This is a genomic window from Mycobacterium sp. P2_H7 (assembly GCF_056403275.1).
The window spans coordinates 91,269-110,561 of sequence record NZ_JBFUFU010000006.1 but is presented as its reverse complement, the minus strand read 5'-3'; the positions used below and the strand labels follow the sequence as shown (position 1 = coordinate 110,561).

Here is a 19,293-nt window from a genome sequence, read left to right as displayed (position 1 = left end):
GGGGCTATGGTGCCATGTCGCGCCCCGGGCATCGATCTAGCCCGACGATAGGATGGCCCCGTCGGGCCAGATCGAATTGGGGATGCTTTTGAGATACCGCTGGCATGAAGCGGCTTCAGTGGTTGTGGGGGCGCTGAGCGCCGTGGCGGCGATCGTCATCGCTCCCGTCGCGCACGCTGACGGATCGGTCGATCTGGGTGGTGGTTCCGGGATCGTGATCAACGGCGACACCTACTGCACGTTGACCACGATCGGTAATGACGCCGCAGGCAAGCTCATCGGTTTCACCTCCGCGCACTGCGGCGGCCCGGGGGCGAAGGTCAGCTCCGAAGCCGCGCCGGGCGCCGGCGAACTGGGCACCATGGTCGCGGGCAACGACGGTTTGGACTACGCCGTCATCGAATTCGATCCGCAGAAGGTGCATCCCGTCGACACCGTCAACGGTTTCCGCATCGACGGCATCGGACCGGACCCGGCATTCGGGGAGGTCGCCTGCAAGTTGGGGCGCACCACTGGCTACTCCTGTGGGGTCACCTGGGGGCCCGGCAAGGACCCCGGCACCATCCTGAATCAGGTGTGCGGGCAGCCCGGCGACTCCGGCGCACCCGTCACCGTCAACAACCGGCTGGTCGGCATGATCCACGGCGCCTTCACCGAGGACCTGCCGACCTGCATCGTGAAGTACGTGCCGCTCCACACCCCGGCCGTGACCGTGTCGATCAACGCCGCCCTGGCCGACATCGCAGCCAAGAGCCGCCCGGGAACGGGGTTTGTCCCCGTCCCCTGAGCTGATTCCCCGTCGCTTCGCTCGCCCCTGAGCTGATTCCCCGTCGCTTCGCTCGCCCCTGAACTCACGTCACTTGTTGGCGCGGATCGCCTCGAACACGCTGGGGTCCACCAGAGTTGACGTGTCGCCCAGTTCGCGGCCCTCGGCGACGTCGCGCAGCAGTCGGCGCATTATCTTCCCGCTGCGGGTCTTGGGAAGCTCAGGGACGACGTGGATTTCGCGCGGTTTGGCGATCGGCGAGATCTCGGTGGCGACCTGGGCACGCAACTCCTCGACCATCGTCTCGGTTCCGCCGTGGGCACTGGCCTTGAGGATGACGAACGCGCAGATGGCCTGGCCGGTGGTGTCATCGCTGGCGCCGACCACGGCGGCCTCGGCCACCCCGGAGTGACCCACCAACGCGGATTCGACCTCGGCAGTGGAGATCCGGTGCCCGGAAATGTTCATCACGTCATCGATGCGGCCCAGCACCCAGATGTTGCCGTCCGCGTCATACCGGGCGCCGTCACCGGCGAAGTACCAACCCTGCTCGGCGAACCGCGACCAGTAGGTTTCCTTGAAACGCTCCGGGTCGCCCCAGATTCCACGCAGCATCGACGGCCACGGCTGATCCAGGACCAGGTAACCGGTGACGTGCTCGGCCTCGTCGGCACCGGGCACCAGGTCGTTGCCGTCGTCGTCGACGATCTTGGCCGAGACACCGGGCAGCGGGGTCATCGCCGATCCCGGTTTGGTGGCGGTCACCCCCGGCAGCGGGGAGATCATGATCGCACCGGTCTCGGTCTGCCACCAGGTGTCCACGATCGGAGTCTTGTTGGCGCCGATCACTTCCCGGTACCAGCGCCACGCCTCCGGGTTGATCGGCTCGCCCACCGAGCCGAGCAGTCGCAAGGTGGACAGGTCGTGCGCGGCGGGAATCTGGCGGCCCAGCTTCATGAACGTGCGGATCAGCGTGGGCGCCGTGTAATAGATTGTCACCCCGTACTTTTCGATGACCTCGAAATGCCGGTGCTCGGTCGGCGAGGTCGGGGTGCCCTCGTAGACCACCTGGGTGACGCCGTTGGCCAGCGGGCCGTACACGATATAGGTGTGCCCGGTGACCCAACCGATATCGGCTGTGCACCAATACACATCGGACTCGGCCTTGATGTCGAAGACGTTGTTGTGGGTGTAGGCCGCCTGGGTCAGGTAACCACCCGAGGTGTGCACGATGCCCTTGGGCTTACCGGTGGTGCCGGAGGTATACAGCAGGAACAGCGGCTGCTCGGAGTCGAACGCCTCGGGGGTGTGGTCGGTGTCCGCGGTGGACACGGTTTCGTCCCACCACTTGTCGCGGCCCTCGGTCCAGGTCACGTCGATACCGGTGCGCCGCACCACCAGGACATGCTCGATGGACGGCTGGCCATCGACCGCCTCGTCGACGGCGTCCTTCAGCGAGGCAGCCTTACCGCGCCGGTACTGCCCATCGGTGGTGATCACCAGCTTCGCCGCGGCGTCCTCAATGCGCGCCGCCAGCGCGGTCGCCGAGAACCCGGCGAAGACCACGCTGTGCATGACGCCCAGGCGCGCGCAGGCCAGCATCGCCACGATCGCCTCCGGCACCATCGGCATGTAGATCGCCACCCGGTCCCCGGCCACCAGGCCCAGATCGGTCAGTGCGTTGGCCGCCTGGCTGACCTCGTCCTTGAGCTGGGCGTAGGTGATGTCGCGGGCATCTCCGACCGGCTCGCCCTCCCAGTGGATGGCCACCCGATCGCCGTTGCCGGCTTCGACGTGGCGGTCCACACAGTTGTAGGCGACGTTGAGCTTGCCGCCGACAAACCACTTCGCGAACGGTGCTTCCGACCAGTCCAGCACCTCGGTGAACGGCGTCTGCCACGTCAGGAGGTTGGCCTGGGTCGCCCAGAAGCCGAGCCGATCCTGCTCTGCGTCGTCGTACAGCTGGCCGGTGGCGTTGGCATTCGCCGCGAAATCAGCGGGCGGCGGATATGCGGACGGGACGTCGGCGTGGGTCAGCGGCGGTGTCGTCATGGGTGTGAGCGTAGTCACCGAACGTTGCACGAGTGTTGGAGCGTCACAACGTGCTGCGGGCGGCGGGGCCGGTGCGATGAACGGTCGCAGATGCGGCGCTCAGCGGTCGGCTAGCGTAAGCCCGATGACCGATCCACTTGCACCGCTGGCCGACCTCGAAGGGGTGGCGGCCGCCGGCGAGGAGGCGCGGGAGGCGCTGGGCCGGGCGCACCGGCACCGCACCAATCTGCGGGGCTGGCCGGCGACGGCGGCCGAGGCCTCGCTGCGCGCCGCGCGCGCGTCGTCGGTGCTCGACGGCGGTGCGCTGAGCCTGACGGAATCCGGCGAGCCCGATCCGGTGCTCGCGGGCGCGCTACGGGTGTCCGAAGTGCTGGAAGGCGGGGCGGGTTCCCTCGTCGGGGTGTGGAAGCGGGCGCCGCTGCAGGCGCTGGCCCGGTTGCACGCCCTGGCCGCCGCGGATCTGGTCGACGACGACCGGCTCGGTCGCCCGCGGCCGGACCCCGAGGTGGGACCGCGGCTGGAGCTGCTGGCCGATCTGGTGACGGGTGGCACGAAGGTCCCGGCCTTCGTGCTGGCGGCGGTCGCGCACGGGGAACTGCTGACGCTGGAGCCTTTCGGGGTGGCCGACGGCGTGGTGGCGCGCGGGGTGTCGCGGCTGATCACCATGGCGAGCGGGCTGGATCCGCATGGCCTCGGCGTGCCGGAGATGTTCTGGATGAAGCAGTCGGGCAACTATCGCGCGGCGGCGCGCGGGTTCGCGTCGGGTACTCCCAACGGTTTGGGGGCGTGGCTGGTCCTGAGCAACCAGGCGCTGCATGCCGGTGCGCGAGAAGCGCTTTCGATCGCCGAGGCGGCTCGGACCTAGGGCACACATGAAGCGGGCGACGTTCCGGTATCAGACCTGCATCTGATTCGGCTCGCCGCCCGCTAGCACGGAATCCGGTTACCAAGCGTGCTCTGGTGGGTTGCGTGGGTGACCTCGGCGTTCTTGCGGTGCGCTGTGGCTGCGGCTCCACCCAAGGAGCCTTCGACGCCATCCGCTTTCGCAATTCCGCAGGCCCGCAACACTTTTACCTCTATCGCGGTATGTGCTCCGCGTGGGTGCCGGGATCCGTGCTGGGGAGCTCGGTTCGGGAGATCACACCTTCTCCTCCGGTGTGACCTTGGCCTTACCGCGCTTCCGTGTCTCCTTTGTACTACGTGACCGCGGTCACATCAAGTGTCTATTGATGCCGATTCCGGATCGTTACGCGGTACCGCCGACTACGACCGACCGTCGTACTACCGGCTCTGAAACATGAACCGGCGCAACAACGAATAGGTCAGGGCCCCGCCCGCCAGGGCACTCAGGCCCACGGCGAACGTCGTGGCGACGGCCGCACCGGACGGCGCAGACAGCCGGTCCCGCAGCGATACCGGCCGGCTGAAGGTCAGGACCGGCCAGTCGCGCGAGGCCGCTTCCTTGCGCAGCGCCCGGTCGGGATTGACCACCGACGGGTGGCCCACCGCTTGCAGCATCGGCAGGTCGGTGACCGAATCGGAGTACGCGTAGCAGTGCTCGAGCGCGTAGCCCTCGCTGGCGGCCAGTTCGCGGATCGCTTCGACCTTGCCCTCGCCGAAACAGTAGAACGCGACCTCGCCGGTGTACTTACCGTCCTCGACGACCATCCGGGTGGCCATCGCATGGGTGGCGCCCAAGGCTCGCGCGATGGGAGCGACGATCTCCTCGCCCGAGGCTGAGACCACGACGACATCGCGCCCGCACAGCTTGTGGTCGGCGATGAGGAGGGCGGCTTCGGCGAACACCAGCGGATCGACGATCTCGTGCAGGGTCTCGCCCACCACCGACCGCACCTGCTCGACGTCCCAGCCGGTGCACATATCGGTCAAGTAAGTCCGCATTCGGTCCATCTGTTCGTGGTCCGCACCGGACATCAGGAACAGAAACTGGGCGTACGTCGACTTGAGGACCGCGCGCCGGTTCAGGAGTCCTTGATCGAAGAAAGGTTTGCTGAACGCCAGTGTGCTGGACTTCGCGATCACGGTCTTGTCGAGGTCGAAGAATGCCGCCGTGCGGATAGGTTGCCCAGATTCGGCGCGGCCATCAGCGTCGGCGGGCGCGTCAGGAGCCCCGTCGGATACCGTCACGGTCCCCAGCATATGCCCGGAGCCGGGGAAGCCTCTCCCATTGCTGGGAAAGTGGCAGCTCACGTTATGTGTCGCCGACCGCTGGTTTTTCCGTTCCAACGCGCATTCTCAGGCAAGTGCAACTTGCGCTACGGGACAACCTCGTGTGTATAGTGAGCATTACCCGGCTTATGTCGGGTGTGGATCAGCCCGACCCCCCGGGGCTGATACACGACGACCTCCGCCTCCTCCCCCCCTGGCGGGGGTCGTCCCTTTTCTGGGGGTTTTTCTTTCGGCCCGTGGTGGCCATCACACCTTTCCGGCGTTGCGGAATGCCATTCTCAGTGCGACGCCCGGCCGGGATTCATGCACAGTTGCCGATTCATCCACAGATGTTCGACTGCCCTCTAGCGCTTGTTCGCCGCCTGTTCGCACAGTGGTCGGGTGACCAATTCTGCATCGGTGTCGGTACTGGCGATCCTCACCGACGGCGCGGTGCGTGACGATGTCGATCGCGTCGCCGCCGCTGCCGGGGTGCGGGTGGTGCACGTCGGCGAACCGTCCAGCGGGGCCGTCTGGGCGAGCGCTCTGATGGTGCTCGTGGACAACGCTGGCGCGCTGCGGTGCGTGGCGCATGGGCTCCCACGCCGGGACAGGGTGCTGTTGTTGTCGGCCGCGCTGACGGGCGCGGACTGGGAATCTGCGGTGGCCGTCGGCGCCGAACGGGTGCTGCAGCTGCCCCGGCAGGACGGCGAACTGGTGACCGAGCTGTCCGGCGCTGCGGACCGGCACGGCGCGGGGGCGCGGTGCGGTCCGGCAGTCGCCGTGTTGGGCGGTACCGGCGGCGCCGGCGCCTCCCTGCTCGCGGTGGCCATCGCGCAGACGGCAGCCGAGGCGCTCTTGATCGACGCCGATCCCTGGGGCGGCGGTCTGGACCTGGCGCTGGGTAGCGAGGGCGAAGCGGGACTGCGCTGGCCCGATCTCTCCCTGAGCGACGGCAGGCTCGGCTACGACGCACTACGCGACGTGCTGCCGTCGCGCCGCGGGGTCACCGTGCTGTCCGGCGGCCGCGCGGGAGCCGATATCGCGGCCGGCCCGCTCGCGGCGGTCATCGATGCGGGCCGCCGCGCCGGGGTGACGGTGGTGTGTGACGTGCCCCGCCAACCCGGCCCCGCCTCCGAGACGGCGCTGCGGGCCGCGGACCTCGTCGTGCTGATCACCCCCGCCGACGTGCGGTCGACGGCCGCTGCCGGTGTGACGGCAGGCTGGGCCGGCAGCATCAATCCCAATGTCGGACTGGTGGTCCGCGGTCCTTCCCCGGGCGGGCTGCGCGCCGAGGACGTCGCCCGCACCGTGGACCTGCCGCTGCTCGTCTCGATGCGGCCCCAGCCCGGTCTGGACGGCGCGATGGAGCGTGGTGGACTCCGGGCTCGCGCCAGATCGCCGCTGGCCACGGCGGCGAGCCGGATCCTGGCACTTTTGCCGCAACAACCGGCGGGAGTGCCGGCGTGACGGCGTCATTGATCGAGCGCGTGCGGGAACGCCTTGCCGTCGAAGACATTCCGCTGCGCCCGGCCGTCGTCGCCGCGGCGATCCGGGCGGAATCCGGTGGTGTGCTCGGCGACACGGATGTCCTGGCCACCATGCGCGTGTTGCAGACCGAACTGACGGGCGCAGGTCTGCTCGACCCGCTGCTACGCCTGCCCGGCACCACCGATGTCCTCGTCACCGCACCGGATGCCGTCTGGGTGGACGGTGGAAACGGATTGTCCCGCAGCGAGATCCGATTCACCGACGAAGACGCGGTACGGCGGCTCGCTCAACGACTCGCGCTCGCGGCGGGTCGCAGGCTCGACGAGAACCAACCCTGGGTGGACGGACAACTGACCTGTCTGGGTGCCGACCCGGTACGGCTGCATGCCGTGCTCCCACCGATCGCCGTCGGCGGAACCTGCCTGTCCTTGCGCGTGCTGCGCCCGGCCGACCAGGACCTCGATGCGCTGATCGCCGCCGGCGCCATCGCCGCGGAGGCGGCCCACCTGCTCCGCCAGATCCTCTGCACCCGAATGGCATTCCTGATCTCTGGTGGCACCGGTGCGGGCAAGACGACGCTCCTGGCGGCGATGCTGGGTGCCGTCGACCCAGGTGAGCGGATCGTGTGCGTCGAGGACGCCGCCGAACTCGCGCCCCGGCATCCGCATCTGGTCAAGCTGGTGGCCAGGGGCGCCAACGTCGAAGGCGTCGGTGTGGTGTCCGTGCGTGATCTGGTCCGCCAAGCCCTGCGGATGCGGCCCGACCGGATCGTGGTCGGGGAGGTGCGCGGCGCCGAGGTGGTCGACCTGCTCGCCGCGCTCAACACCGGTCACGACGGGGGAGCGGGCACCGTGCACGCCAACAGCCCATTGGAGGTGCCGGCCCGATTGGAGGCGCTCGCGGGCGCCGGTGGGTTGGATCGTGCGGCGCTGCACAGTCAACTCGCCGCCGCGGTGCAGGTCGTGCTGCATGTGCGCAGGGACGCGTCGGCCGGTCGCCGGCTCGTCGAGCTCGCCGTGCTGGTCCGGGGCGACGACGGCTGCGTCCGGGCCGAGACGGTGTGGGATGTGGACGGCGGGTTCGGCTCTGGCGCGCCGGCATTCACCCGGATCATCGATGACCGGCGCCACCGATGATGGGCGCCGCGCTGCTGCTGGCGGCCGCCCTGCTCATCGTGCCGTCGGCGGCGCGGCGGCGGCTCGGACTGCCCGGACACGTGGTGGCCGGCCGTCTGCTGCTGTGGCCGTGCGCGCTGGCGGCGGGCGGCGTGGCGGTGCTCCTGTTGCCCGTGGCGACCGTCGCGGCGGCCGCGCTGGTGATCGGCGCCGTAGCTGCCCGTCGCAGGCAGGCGGATCGCCGGGCACGCCGACGGTCCGAAGCCGCGGCGCTGCGGGACGCGCTGGATGTCCTCATGGGTGAACTGCGGGTGGGTGCGCACCCCGTGCGGGCCTTCGGTGTGGCAGCCGGGGAAGTCGAGGGACCGGTGGCCGCGGCGTTGCGCGGGGTGGCGTCGCGCGGGCATCTCGGCGGCGATGTGGCGGCCGGCCTGCGGGCGGCCGCTGGGACATCTGCGCTACCCGGACATTGGGAGCGGCTCGCGGTGTGCTGGCACCTCGCCCAGACCCATGGCCTGGCCATCGCCACGCTCATGCGGGCTGCACAGCGCGATATCGCCGAGCGCGAACGCTTTTCGGCCAAGGTCGACGCGGGACTGGCCGGGGCTCGCGCCACGGCCGCAATTCTTGCGGCGCTGCCCGTGTTCGGCATCGCCCTCGGACAGCTCATCGGGGCGGACTCGCTGCGCTTCCTGTTGTCCGGCGGCTCGGGTGGCTGGCTGCTGGTCATCGGTGTGTCGCTGTGCTGCCTGGGATTGTGGTGGTCGGAGCGAATCGCATCGGGAGCCGTGAAATGACCTGGCCTGCCATACTTCTCGCCGCTGCTCTACTCGTCGGGGCGGGTCCCGCACGGATCGGCATCAGCCCCGTCGAGCCGAGGGCGGCGCGTCGGGTAGCGGATCCACTCGCCGCGGCATCCTGCTTCGACGTGCTGTCGGCGTGTCTGAGCGCCGGAATGTCCACCCCGGGTGCAGCCGCGGCGGCGGCCGCGCTCGCTCCTGCCGAACTGGCCGAACGGCTGACCCGCGCTGCGCAACTGCTCGCGCTGGGCGCGGACCCGGGCAAGGCCTGGGGGCAGGCCGAGTCGACGGCCGACCCACACGGCAGCACGCTGGCCCGGATGGCACGGCGATCCGCCGAATCCGGTGCGGCGCTGGCACAGGGCGCCGCAGAGCTTGCCGATCAGGTACGCGGTGATGCGGGCGCCGCGGCAGAGGCCGCCTCCGGTCGGGCCGCGGTGCTCATCGCGGGCCCGCTGGGTCTGTGCTTCCTGCCCGCGTTCGTCTGTCTGGGCGTGGTGCCGGTCGTGGCTGGGCTGGCGGGCGACGTGCTGGGGGCGGGTCTGCTGTGAACACTCCATCAACCGAAGGGAAAGACAATGGGAGGAAACATGTTCCGATCGATTCAGACGAAGCTGATAGTGCTCGCCGCCGACGAGTCCGGGATGTCGACGGTGGAATACGCGATCGGCACCGTGGCTGCCGCTGCTTTCGGCGCCATCCTGTATTCGGTGGTGACGGGCGATTCCATCGTCACCGCGCTGTCCAACATCATCACCAGGGCGCTCAACACCAATGTCTGAGTGGCGATGACGGCGCCGTCACCGTCGAGGCCGCGTTCGCGGTCGCCACGCTGGTGGCGGTCCTGGTCCTCTGCGCGGCCGGCCTCACCGCGCTCGGCATGCAGGTCCGGTGCATCGACGCGGCCAGGGAGGCGGCCCGGCTGGCTGCACGGGGCGGGAACGGTGTCGCCGCGGCCGAGCAGGTCGGCCCGCACGGCGCGATGGTGGCCCTGCGGCGCGACGGTGGCTTCATCGTCGCCCGGGTCAGCGCGAGGTCGCCCCTGCTGCCGGGCATCACCGTCGCCGCAGAAGCCTTCGCGGCGGTCGAGCCTGGGCAGCGATGACCGCGGCTCCGCGACGCTGATCGCGGCGGCCATGGTCGGCGTGCTGGTCGCGCTCACCTCGGGTCTGGTGATACTGGGTGCGGCCGTCGTCGCGCGGCACCGGGCCCAGGCGGCCGCGGACCTGGCCGCCCACGCCGCCGCGGTCGGCCTGCCCGCGGGGCAGCAATTCGCTTGCGCGCAAGCAGCTTCGGTGACCTCGGCGATGAGCGTCACCCTGGCGGGCTGCGTCGTCGACGGATTGGACGCTGTGGTCAGTGTGGATGCGGCCACCGGGTTACGACAGTGGCGGGCCCGCGCCCAGGCGCGCGCCGGCCCCGCGGATCAGTCCTGATGCTCCTCCGATTTACCCAGCCGCAAGAGGGATTTCAGGGTGGGCCGGGAGCCGGCATCGGTGGGATCGGCCACCACCGCCCCGTGCTGGGCGGCGGCCATCTCCTCGTCGGTGGGCAGCCGCAACGCCAGCAGCGCCGCGATGGTGTTCTCGTCGAGTTCGACGCGGGTGGCCGTCACGTGGATCGGCGTGTAGCCCCCGCCGTGGGCCCGCAGGCCCAGCACACGGGCCGTCGGTCCGATGGCGAATTCCTGTGCCATGGAGAGGATGTGGTGCTCGTCGGCAGGATCGAGCATGGGGACGTCCGTTTCGGCGGCGCGCCAGTCGTAGAACGGGCACGGCGTATCGAGCCACTTCAGCAGGCGCCAGCTGTTCAAATCCACCAGCGCGCGGTACACGCCGGGCACCGCCAGGCCGTTGAGGATGCGCTGGGCCAGATCATCGGGCCGGGCCAGAGGTTCCTCACGCTCGGCGCGCCAGTTCATCGACCGGCAGATCAACCGCTCGGTGCCGTCGTCCTGTGCTTCCCGGGCGGCGCGGGCCACGAAACCCACCGCGATGGGCCTGCCCTGGTAGTCGGTGACGTTCCAGGTACTGCACATGACATGGCCCGGTTTGGCGCGGATGACCATCGAGAGCACGCTGGACTCGTCCGGGTTGAGCGCCCGTGCCGGCAGATCCTCGGCAAAGGCGCGACCGTGCGTCGCCTCCCGGGACGCGTCGCGGCCACTGTTGGTCAGCGACTCCGCGGTGTCGGTTGCCACACCCGAATCCAGATCCCATTTGAGTGGGCCGATCAACGGGCGCTCCGGCACCTCCACATCGGGCGGGCCGATCCACAACTGCACGCCGTGGATCACCCCGTCGGACATCCGCACCACGTCGGTGCAGATCACCCGATCGTGTTTGGTGGTGATGCTCGTCAGCGGTTGTCCACCGCGGACGGTTTCACCGATCGCGGATTGGATGGCCATCAGGTGCGGATTCCGTCGCAGAAAGGTGCTGATCGGAACGAGGTTCTTGGTGCGCGACCCCTGGGCGACCACTGCGGGCTCGTCGCCGAGCGTCTCCACGAGCAGCCAGTCGTGGTCCATGGGGAGCAGTTTAGCTGGCGGCAGGCGCTGCGCCCGCGATTTGCGTCTGCAACGAAATCCGTCGTGCGCGTCGGATCGGAGCGACCGATCAGGGTGTGTGCGTAGAGAAAAGAATTTGCGTGTGCCCTGGTAGCGGGGTACTTTACGTCGGCGCCCGGTTCGCCGGGATTGAAAACGGATCGCGTTGTCCGACCGTTTGTCGCGATGTCGAGGTGCTCGGCGTGCCGGTGTCGGCGTGCGGGCAGAGCAAACGGCGATTCTCGTGGGGTGGATCGTCAGGGCTCGTGGCGAGCCAGTATGCCGAGCACCAGGCGCAGCACCGTGATGGCGCCGGCCTTGTCCAATGGGTCATTTCCGTTGCCGCACTTGGGCGACTGCACACATGAGGGGCAACCCGACGGGCACTCACATGCCTCGATGGCGGCGGCGGTGGCGCCCCACCAGGTGGCGAACTTCCGGAATCCCCGATCGGCGAAACCCGCCCCGCCCGGATACCCGTCGTAGACGAATATCGTCGGCAGCCCGTCTTCCGGTCCGGACGCCGTGGACACTCCACCGATATCGCCCCGGTCGCAGCTGGCCACCAGCGGCAGCAGGCCGATGGCCGCGTGCTCCGCGGCGTGCAGCGCCCCGGGCACCCCCAGCATCTCGATCCCGTTGGCGGCCAACAATTCCGGGGGCAGTGTGCACATCACGGCCACGGTATTCAGGGTGCGCGACGGCATGTCCAGCTCGATGAAGTCGATGACCTCACCGTCGACCCTGCGGCGTAGATAGCCCGTCACGGTATTGGTCACCGACACCGGGACGAGGCCAAGAGTGATGGGGCCGTATGTGTTTCGCTCACCGGGCCCGGTCACGGTGATATCGGTGATCTCCCGCGCCGACGTCGTATAGCCGGGGTCCTCGGCGTGCACGAAGGCGATCCCGTCCTCGAAGTCCAGCGAGTCGACCAGATAACTCTCCCCCTGGTGCAGGTAGACGGCGCCGGGATGGATGGCGGCCGGTGCCTGGCCGGTGCCGGTGGTGCCCAGCATGCGGCCGGTGCCGTCCTCCAGGATGGCGATCTGGCCGCCGGACCCACCCCGGATGTCAACCGCGTGATGCGGATCGACGCCGGGCGCGGGGAAGTACCCGCTCGGCCTGCGCCGCAACAACCCGTCGTCGACCAGTTCGGCGGCCACCGCCTCGGCGCTCCAGGCCCGCACCTCGCCATCGGTCAGGGGCACTTCGGTGGCCGCACACAGCAGCTGCGGGCCCAGCACGTGCGGATTGGCCGGGTCGATCACCACCCGCTCGATCGGCTTGTCCAGCAGCGCCTCCGGATGGTGCACCAGGTAGGTGTCCAGGGGGTCGTCCCTGGCGATCAGCACGATCAGCGCACTCTGGCCCCGCCGCCCCGAACGGCCGGCCTGCTGCCAGAACGACGTGACGGTGCCGGGGAAGCCGGCCAGCACGACGGCGTCCAGTCCCGCGATGTCGACGCCGAGTTCCAGTGCGTTCGTGGTGGCGAGCCCGCGCAGATCTCCCTCGGACAGGGCGTGTTCCAGCTCGCGGCGATCCTCGGCGAGATAGCCGGCGCGGTAGGAGGCGACCCGGTCGGCGATGTGCGGCGCGATGTCCTCGAGCCGGGCCCGCGCGGCGAGTGCGGTCAGCTCGGCACCTCGCCGGGAACGCACGAAAGTCAGGGTGCGTGCCCCCTCGGCCATCAGGTCGGCCATCACCCGCGCGGCCTCCGCGCCCGCCGATCGCCGCACCGGGGCGCCGTTCTCGCCGACGAGATCCCCCAGCAGGGCCGGCTCCCACAGGGCGATGGTGCGCCCGCCCTGCGGTGACCCGTCGTCGGTCACGGGGACGACAGTCTGGCCGATCAGTTCTGCGGCGGTCTCACCCGGGAGTGCCGTTGTGGCGCTGGCGAAGATGACGGTGGGAGTCCCCGAATACCGCTCGCACAGGCGCAGCAGCCGACGCAGCACCATCGCCACATTCGACCCGAAGATGCCACGGTAGTAATGACACTCGTCGACCACGATGTAGGTGAGGTTGCGCAGGAACACCGCCCACCGAGCGTGGTTGCGCAGCAACGACAGATGGATCATGTCGGGGTTGGAGAAGATCCACCGCGACCGCTCCCTGGCGAAGCGCCGCATCTCGGTGGTGGCGTCGCCGTCGTAGGCGCTCGGCGCGATGTCGCGCAGCGTCTCCGCCGCCGAGGTGAGCGCCTGCGCGGCGCGCAGCTGATCGTGGCCCAGCGCCTTGGTCGGCGCCAGATACAACGCTCTGGCCTGGCGGTTCTCCGACATCGCCGCCAGGATCGGCAGTTGATAGGCCAGCGACTTGCCCGACGCCGTGCCGGTCGACACCATCACGTGGCGACCCTGATGTGCCAACTCCGCGGCCGCCAACTGGTGTGACCACAATCCGGTGATCCCGCGCTCCGCGTACGCCGCGACCACCTCGTCGGGAGCCCACTGCGGCCACGGCCGGCCCTGGGCACGGCGCGCGGGCAGATCGGTGACGTGCCGCAGCGGATGTTCGTCGGGGGCAGTGCCTTCCAGCGCACGGGCCAGCAGTTCGCGCCCGAACAGAGATCCCGACTCTGCCACTGATCCGCTCACCTGCTTCCGTTCTCAAATTCCGGGGAGATTCCCGGGACGTGTCCCCAGGTGAATTGTTAACTACCGGATCGTGCCGACACTGTTGTAGGCGCTCTGAACATGATTGACTAATCGCGGTCGCAGCTTCTGTGTTCGTGTTCTCGCACTCGCAGGATCGTCGTTGCGATCGCGGTTCCTGCGAGGGTTGTAGGTCGGGTCAAGTTCCGGCGACTCCACGAAGGATTGGCGGTCGGAACGGGCCCGGTACACCGGAAGTCGGTGAACCGCACCCGGTAAGAGAAGGAATGTACGGAAAATGCCACAGGGAACTGTGAAGTGGTTCAACGCGGAGAAGGGCTTCGGCTTCATCGCCCCCGAGGACGGCTCCGCCGATGTTTTCGTCCACTACACGGAAATCCAGGGGTCGGGCTTCCGCACCCTGGAAGAAAACCAGAAGGTTGAGTTCGAGGTCGGCCAGAGCCCCAAGGGCCCCCAGGCCACCGGCGTTCGCGCCGTCTGATCTAGCACAGTCTGACGAAACACCCCCGGCCACGCCGGGGGCGTTTTCGTTTACGGCGCCGTTAGTGTCGAGCGTGTGAGCCAGCTGTCGTTCTTCTCGGCTGAGTCGATACCACCGCAGGTGGCCGACCTCACGGGGATTCTCGCGGCTTCCGGCCAGGTGGTGATCTCCGGTGATGAGGCACGGTTGTCGGTGGTCATCGACCGGCTCTGGCGTGCCGAAGGCCTGGCCGAGATGATCACCGAGGCCGGCCTGGTGGCCGAGATCGCCCGGACCGACGAGAACAACCCGCTGGTCCGTACGGGCATGGACAACCGCCTGACCGGGCTGGCCAGGGAGTGGACCAGGGGTGCGGTCAAGACGGTGCCCGCGCAGTGGCTGCCCGGCCCTCGCGAGCTGCGGGCCTGGGCGCTGGCGGACGGACGGCCGGAGGCCGACCGATACCTGCTGGGCCTGGATCCGCACGCGCCCGACACCCATGCCGCCCTTGCCGCGGCCCTCATGCGGGTGGGAATTGCGCCCACTCTGATCGGTACCAGAGGGTCCCGTCCAGCCTTGCGAATCAGTGGCCGCAGACGGCTGTCACGCCTGGTAGAGACGGTTGGGGAACCTCCGGGGGACACCGACGCGTTCGCGCAGTGGCCCCGAATATAAGGACATGTCACGGGCGAGCCGGTTTGCGTTGGTACGCGTGGGGTGCGAAATTGTCAGTTGCCAACGCGCTGGACACGCGCAGAGAACTGGAGAGTAAAAGCAGGTGGCTGACGAGGACCGGAGCCCGGGAGGCGCCGGTAACGTACGGCGGCTCGTCATAGTCGAGTCGCCGACGAAGGCGCGCAAAATCGCCGGCTACCTCGGCTCCAACTACGTCGTGGAATCCTCGCGCGGGCATATTCGCGACCTTCCGCGCAATGCCGCGGACGTCCCGGCCAAATACAAATCCGAACCGTGGGCCCGACTCGGCGTCAACGTCGATGACAACTTCGAACCCCTCTATATCGTCAGCCCGGATAAAAAGGCCACCGTCACCGAACTCAAGGACCTCCTCAAGGGCGTCGACGAGCTCTATCTGGCGACAGACGGTGACCGCGAGGGTGAGGCCATCGCCTGGCACCTGCTGGAGACGCTGAAGCCCCGCATCCCCGTCAAGCGGATGGTGTTCCACGAGATCACCGAACCCGCCATCCGGGCCGCCGCCGAGAATCCCCGCGACCTCGACATCGCTCTGGTCGACGCGCAGGAAACCCGCCGCATCCTCGACCGCCTGTACGGCTACGAGGTTTCGCCCGTGCTGTGGAAGAAGGTCGCGCCCAAACTGTCGGCCGGCCGGGTGCAGTCCGTGGCCACCCGCATCATCGTGTCGCGCGAGCGGGAGCGCATGGCGTTCCGTAGCGCCGGCTACTGGGACGTCACCGCCGAACTCGACGCGTCGGTCTCCGACCCGTCGGCGTCGCCGCCCAAGTTCACCGCCAAGCTCAACACCGTGGACGGTCGCCGGGTCGCCAGCGGGCGCGATTTCGACTCGCTGGGCGCTGTCCGCAAGCCCGACGAGGTGCTCGTGCTCGACGAGGCCGCCGCCAACGCCCTGGCCGGCGGGCTGCGCGGCGAGCAGCTCGCGGTGTCGTCGGTGGAGCAGAAGCCCTACACGCGTAAGCCCTACCCGCCGTTCATGACGTCGACGCTGCAGCAGGAAGCAGGCCGCAAGCTGCGGTTCTCCTCGGAGCGCACCATGAGCATCGCGCAGCGGCTGTACGAAAACGGCTACATCACCTACATGCGTACCGACTCGACCACGCTGTCGGAGTCGGCCATCAACGCGGCCCGCAACCAGGCCAGCCAGCTCTACGGTGCCGAGTATGTGCACCCCTCGCCGCGCCAGTACACCCGCAAGGTGAAGAACGCGCAGGAGGCGCACGAGGCCATCCGGCCCGCCGGTGACGTCTTCCAGACCCCGGGCCAGCTGCACAGCGCCCTGGACACCGACGAGTTCCGGCTCTACGAGCTGATCTGGCAGCGCACCGTCGCCTCCCAGATGGCCGACGCCCGCGGAACCACGCTCAGCCTGCGGATCTCGGGCACCGCCCGCACGGGCGAGCAGGTCGTCTTCAACGCCTCGGGCCGCACCATCACCTTCGCCGGCTTCCTGAAGGCCTACGTCGAGAGCCTCGACGAGCAGGCCGGCGGCGAGGCCGACGACGCCGAGAGCCGGCTGCCGAACCTCACCCAGGGCCAGCGCGTCGACGCGGCGGGTCTGACCGCCGACGGGCACACCACCTCGCCCCCGGCCCGTTACACCGAGGCCTCGCTGATCAAGGCGCTCGAAGACCTGGGCATCGGCCGGCCTTCGACGTACTCGTCGATCATCAAGACCATCCAGGACCGCGGCTACGTGCACAAGAAGGGCAGCGCCCTGGTGCCGTCCTGGGTGGCGTTTGCCGTCATCGGGTTGCTGGAGCAGCATTTCGGCCGGCTGGTCGACTACGACTTCACCGCCGCCATGGAAGACGAGCTCGACGAGATTGCCTCGGGAAACGAGCGAAGGACCAACTGGCTCAACAACTTCTACTTCGGCGGCGAGCACGGCGTGGACGGATCCATCGCCCGCGCCGGCGGACTCAAGCAACTGGTCGGCGGCAACCTGGAGGGCATCGACGCTCGGGTTGTCAACTCCATCAAGCTCTTTGACGACGACGAAGGCCGCGCCATCAACGTCCGCGTCGGCCGTAACGGCCCGTACCTGGAGCGGATGGTCGCCGACGACGAAAACCCCGGGGAGCTCAAGCCGCAGCGCGCCAACCTCAAGGATGAGCTGACTCCCGACGAGCTGACCCTCGAACTCGCCGAAAAGGCTTTCGCCACACCGCAAGAGGGCCGCTCCCTCGGTATCGACCCGGAATCCGGGCACGAGATCCTGGCCAGGGACGGGCGCTACGGTCCCTACGTCACCGAGGTGCTGCCCGAGCCACCGGAGGATCCCGAAGATGGGGTCACGGCGAAGAAGGGCAAGAAGCCCACGGGCCCCAAGCCGCGAACCGGTTCGCTATTGCGCACCATGGACCTGGAGACCGTCACCCTCGAGGATGCGCTGCGGCTGCTTTCGCTGCCCCGCGTCGTCGGCGTCGACCCGGCCAACAACGAGGAGATCACCGCGCAGAACGGCCGCTACGGCCCGTATCTCAAGCGCGGCACCGACTCCCGGTCCTTGGCGACCGAAGAGCAGATGTTCACCGTCACCCTCGACGAGGCGCTCAAGATCTACGCCGAGCCCAAGCGGCGCGGCCGTCAGGGTGCTGCGACACCGCCGCTGCGCGAGCTCGGCAACGACCCGGTGTCGGAGAAGCCGATGGTGATCAAAGACGGCCGTTTCGGCCCGTACGTCACCGACGGTGAGACCAACGCCAGCCTGCGCAAGGGTGACGACGTGCTGTCGATCACCGATGCACGTGCCTCCGAGCTGCTCGCCGACCGCCGTGCCCGCGGCCCGGTGAAGAAGGCCGCCAAGAAGGCGCCGGCCAAGAAGGCCGCCGCGAAGAAGACGCCGGCCAAGAAGGCTCCGGCGAAGAAAGCCGCCAAGAAGGCTTAGCCGCCCCGGTTCGCGTCCTGCCCGATCTGGATGCGTCCGCTCGGGCTGGACCGGACCAGCGGCCTGGCCAGCTGGGTGGGCGCGACCCGGCCGCGCAGTTCGACGATCTCGCCGACGTCCCAGCACAGCGCCTCGGCGTCCAGTGCGCCGCTGACCGCTATCGCCGAGGCCAGCACATGGCCGGTCTCCAGCTTGGCCAGCTCGGTCAGCCGGGCGGCCTCGTTGACCGGATCACCGATCACGGTGTACTCGAACCGCGCCTGCGCGCCGATGTGGCCGGCGATCGCCCGCCCTGCGGACACCCCGATGCCGAATTCGGTCTGCCCCAGCACGTTCACCAGTTCGTCGTGCAGCTCGCGGGATGCCGCCAGCGCAGCGCCTGGGGCGTCGGGGTGCTCGATCGGCGCGCCGAAGATGGCCAGCGCGGCGTCACCCTGGAACTTGTTGACGAAGCCGCCGTGCTTGTTCACGGTGTCGACGATGACGCGGAAGAACTCGTTGAGCAGGTTCACCACCTCGGAGGCCGGGATGGTCGAGGCCAGCTGTGTCGAACCCACCAGATCGACGAAAAGCACTGCGACATCGCGTTCCTGACCACCGAGTTCGGTGCCGCGTTCGAGGGCCCGGCGGGCGACGTCCTCACCCACGTAGCGGCCGAACAGGTCGCGCAGCCGTTGCCGCTCGGCCAGGTCGCGCACCATGTCGTTGAAGCCAGCCTGCAGCAGGCCCAGCTCGCTGGCGTCATAGATCTGCATGTGCGCGTTGTAGTTACCGCGTTGCACCTCACCGAGGGCCCAGCGCAGCTGACGCAGCGGGTCCGCGATGGACATGGCCACCAGCACCGTGCCTGCCAGCCCGATCACCAGGGCAGCGATGGCCAGTAGCAGCAGCGGGGTGTTCAGGCGTTCGGCGGGCGCGGTGAGGATGGCGAACTTGCTGGCCACCAACGCGAGCACGATGGCCAGCAGTGGCACCCCGGTGGACAGCACCCAGGTGAGCACCTGGCGCAGGATGACCCCGGGCGCACGGAAGTTCTCCGGTACCCCGCCGCGCAGCGCGGCGACGGCGACGGGGCGAAGCACGCGCTCGGACTGCAGGTAGCCGATGATCGCGGTCGCGGTGGCACCCAGGGCGGTGGCCACGGCGACGACGGGCGCGGACTTGCTGGCCACCGGCCAGCTCGCGACGATGAACACGATGGAGCCGAGCAGCCAGTTCGAGACGCTGATCAGGGTGCGGTAGAACGGCATCTTCAGCGCACGCACCCGGGCCAGCCCGGTGATGGTGGGGTCGCCGTCGGCGAGCAGGGTGTCGCGCCGCTGCCAGCGGATGACCGGCAGGAGCAGCCGCAGGCTCAGGTAGGCGCCGACCGTGAACGCCACGAACAGGTAGGCCAGGAAGATCGCCAGATTGAAGGCGGGCAGGTCCTGGAGCTGGATGCGGTCCTCGGCGGGCAGGCCGAAACGGAGGAAGCCGAGGACGAACAGCGCGCCGATGATGTCGGACTGCACCATGCCCAGCGTGAACACCGGCCACGGCGTGCGCGCGACCCAGCGGACGAATGCGCTGATTCGCCCGATCGGGTTGGTCGCCGTGGTCACCCGTTTACCGTATCGGTCAGGTGTGACCTCATGCGCTGGTGTTCTCGGTCATGTCGCGACCCACCACTA

17 protein-coding genes are annotated in these 19,293 nt (G+C 68.8%); 12 read left to right on the top strand and 5 right to left on the bottom strand.

Features of this window, described 5'->3' with window-relative positions:
* Window positions 1-82 precede the first annotated feature (82 nt).
* A complete protein-coding gene (locus AC1DY7_RS09085) occupies window positions 83-787 on the top strand; it encodes a S1 family peptidase (RefSeq protein WP_477493343.1) in 705 nt (234 codons plus the stop codon).
* Between the two features lie 69 nt (window positions 788-856).
* On the opposite strand, the gene acs is transcribed toward AC1DY7_RS09085, so the two are convergent.
* Entirely contained in the window at window positions 857-2,818 is a 1,962-nt protein-coding gene (acs, locus tag AC1DY7_RS09080; RefSeq protein ID WP_477493342.1) for an acetate--CoA ligase, read from the bottom strand.
* A 124-nt stretch (window positions 2,819-2,942) separates the two neighbouring features.
* Between acs and AC1DY7_RS09075 the strand changes: the two genes are divergently transcribed.
* Window positions 2,943-3,683 carry an oxidoreductase gene (locus tag AC1DY7_RS09075; protein ID WP_477493341.1) on the top strand — a complete coding sequence of 247 codons (741 nt, stop codon included), beginning with the start codon at window positions 2,943-2,945 and terminating at the stop codon, window positions 3,681-3,683.
* Between the two features lie 416 nt (window positions 3,684-4,099).
* Here AC1DY7_RS09075 and AC1DY7_RS09070 read toward each other — a convergent pair whose 3' ends face one another.
* The gene (locus AC1DY7_RS09070; RefSeq protein WP_477493340.1) at window positions 4,100-4,978 is read right to left on the bottom strand and encodes an HAD-IB family hydrolase; all 879 of its coding nucleotides are present in this window, start codon (window positions 4,976-4,978) and stop codon (window positions 4,100-4,102) included.
* A 411-nt stretch (window positions 4,979-5,389) separates the two neighbouring features.
* Here AC1DY7_RS09070 and ssd point away from each other — a divergent pair, with 411 nt between their 5' ends.
* Genes ssd through AC1DY7_RS09035 form a run of 7 tightly spaced genes read left to right on the top strand, consistent with a single transcriptional unit; the run spans window position 5,390 to window position 9,829 of the window.
* Window positions 5,390-6,457 (top strand): septum site-determining protein Ssd, encoded by a 1,068-nt coding sequence (gene ssd, locus AC1DY7_RS09065; RefSeq protein WP_477493339.1) that lies wholly within the window; start codon window positions 5,390-5,392, stop codon window positions 6,455-6,457.
* Complete coding sequence (locus AC1DY7_RS09060) at window positions 6,454-7,614, top strand: TadA family conjugal transfer-associated ATPase (RefSeq protein WP_477493338.1); 1,161 nt, start codon at window positions 6,454-6,456, stop codon at window positions 7,612-7,614. Before ssd ends, AC1DY7_RS09060 begins: the two co-directional genes overlap by 4 nt.
* Complete coding sequence (locus AC1DY7_RS09055) at window positions 7,611-8,390, top strand: type II secretion system F family protein (protein WP_477493337.1); 780 nt, start codon at window positions 7,611-7,613, stop codon at window positions 8,388-8,390. The genes AC1DY7_RS09060 and AC1DY7_RS09055 overlap by 4 nt, the downstream gene beginning before the upstream one ends.
* A complete protein-coding gene (locus tag AC1DY7_RS09050) occupies window positions 8,387-8,944 on the top strand; it encodes a type II secretion system F family protein (RefSeq protein WP_477493336.1) in 558 nt (185 codons plus the stop codon). Before AC1DY7_RS09055 ends, AC1DY7_RS09050 begins: the two co-directional genes overlap by 4 nt.
* 27 nt (window positions 8,945-8,971) lie before the next feature.
* The gene (locus AC1DY7_RS09045) at window positions 8,972-9,175 is read left to right on the top strand and encodes a DUF4244 domain-containing protein (protein WP_477493335.1); all 204 of its coding nucleotides are present in this window, start codon (window positions 8,972-8,974) and stop codon (window positions 9,173-9,175) included.
* Window positions 9,172-9,498, top strand: a complete 327-nt coding sequence (locus AC1DY7_RS09040; RefSeq protein WP_477493501.1) for a TadE family type IV pilus minor pilin — start codon at window positions 9,172-9,174, stop codon at window positions 9,496-9,498. Before AC1DY7_RS09045 ends, AC1DY7_RS09040 begins: the two co-directional genes overlap by 4 nt.
* Before the next feature lie 31 nt (window positions 9,499-9,529).
* Window positions 9,530-9,829 (top strand): Rv3654c family TadE-like protein, encoded by a 300-nt coding sequence (locus AC1DY7_RS09035; protein ID WP_477493500.1) that lies wholly within the window; start codon window positions 9,530-9,532, stop codon window positions 9,827-9,829.
* Here AC1DY7_RS09035 and AC1DY7_RS09030 read toward each other — a convergent pair.
* The gene (locus tag AC1DY7_RS09030; protein ID WP_477493334.1) at window positions 9,820-10,923 is read right to left on the bottom strand and encodes a PAS domain-containing protein; all 1,104 of its coding nucleotides are present in this window, start codon (window positions 10,921-10,923) and stop codon (window positions 9,820-9,822) included. The genes AC1DY7_RS09035 and AC1DY7_RS09030 overlap by 10 nt on opposite strands.
* 275 nt (window positions 10,924-11,198) lie before the next feature.
* Window positions 11,199-13,511: a DEAD/DEAH box helicase gene (locus AC1DY7_RS09025; protein ID WP_477493499.1), complete on the bottom strand. Its 2,313-nt coding sequence runs from the start codon at window positions 13,509-13,511 to the stop codon at window positions 11,199-11,201.
* Between the two features lie 325 nt (window positions 13,512-13,836).
* On the opposite strand from AC1DY7_RS09025, the gene AC1DY7_RS09020 reads away from it, so the two are divergent.
* The 3 genes from AC1DY7_RS09020 to topA all read left to right on the top strand — a co-directional run bounded on the left by AC1DY7_RS09020 (window position 13,837) and on the right by topA (window position 17,623).
* Window positions 13,837-14,040, top strand: a complete 204-nt coding sequence (locus AC1DY7_RS09020; RefSeq protein WP_006243848.1) for a cold-shock protein — start codon at window positions 13,837-13,839, stop codon at window positions 14,038-14,040.
* Window positions 14,041-14,115: 75 nt separating this feature from the next.
* Window positions 14,116-14,694, top strand: coding sequence for a hypothetical protein (locus tag AC1DY7_RS09015; RefSeq protein ID WP_477493333.1), 579 nt, complete (start codon window positions 14,116-14,118; stop codon window positions 14,692-14,694).
* Window positions 14,695-14,797: 103 nt separating this feature from the next.
* Window positions 14,798-17,623 (top strand): type I DNA topoisomerase, encoded by a 2,826-nt coding sequence (gene topA / locus AC1DY7_RS09010; RefSeq protein ID WP_477493332.1) that lies wholly within the window; start codon window positions 14,798-14,800, stop codon window positions 17,621-17,623.
* Here topA and AC1DY7_RS09005 read toward each other — a convergent pair.
* The gene (locus tag AC1DY7_RS09005) at window positions 17,620-19,224 is read right to left on the bottom strand and encodes an adenylate/guanylate cyclase domain-containing protein (protein WP_477493331.1); all 1,605 of its coding nucleotides are present in this window, start codon (window positions 19,222-19,224) and stop codon (window positions 17,620-17,622) included. The two genes, topA and AC1DY7_RS09005, sit on opposite strands and share 4 nt — an antisense overlap.
* Window positions 19,225-19,293 lie beyond the last annotated feature (69 nt).

Excerpts from the sequence above, each read along its gene's own strand:
- AC1DY7_RS09085 (WP_477493343.1), top strand. The coding sequence starts at position 83 with ATGCTTTTGAGATACCGCTGGCATGAAGCGGCTTCAGTGGTTGTGGGG.
- acs (WP_477493342.1), bottom strand. The coding sequence starts at position 2,818 with ATGACGACACCGCCGCTGACCCACGCCGACGTCCCGTCCGCATATCCG.
- AC1DY7_RS09075 (WP_477493341.1), top strand. The coding sequence starts at position 2,943 with ATGACCGATCCACTTGCACCGCTGGCCGACCTCGAAGGGGTGGCGGCC.
- AC1DY7_RS09070 (WP_477493340.1), bottom strand. The coding sequence starts at position 4,978 with ATGCTGGGGACCGTGACGGTATCCGACGGGGCTCCTGACGCGCCCGCC.
- AC1DY7_RS09055 (WP_477493337.1), top strand. The coding sequence starts at position 7,611 with ATGATGGGCGCCGCGCTGCTGCTGGCGGCCGCCCTGCTCATCGTGCCG.
- AC1DY7_RS09050 (WP_477493336.1), top strand. The coding sequence starts at position 8,387 with ATGACCTGGCCTGCCATACTTCTCGCCGCTGCTCTACTCGTCGGGGCG.
- AC1DY7_RS09045 (WP_477493335.1), top strand. The coding sequence starts at position 8,972 with ATGGGAGGAAACATGTTCCGATCGATTCAGACGAAGCTGATAGTGCTC.
- AC1DY7_RS09035 (WP_477493500.1), top strand. The coding sequence starts at position 9,530 with ATGGTCGGCGTGCTGGTCGCGCTCACCTCGGGTCTGGTGATACTGGGT.
- AC1DY7_RS09030 (WP_477493334.1), bottom strand. The coding sequence starts at position 10,923 with ATGGACCACGACTGGCTGCTCGTGGAGACGCTCGGCGACGAGCCCGCA.
- AC1DY7_RS09020 (WP_006243848.1), top strand. The coding sequence starts at position 13,837 with ATGCCACAGGGAACTGTGAAGTGGTTCAACGCGGAGAAGGGCTTCGGC.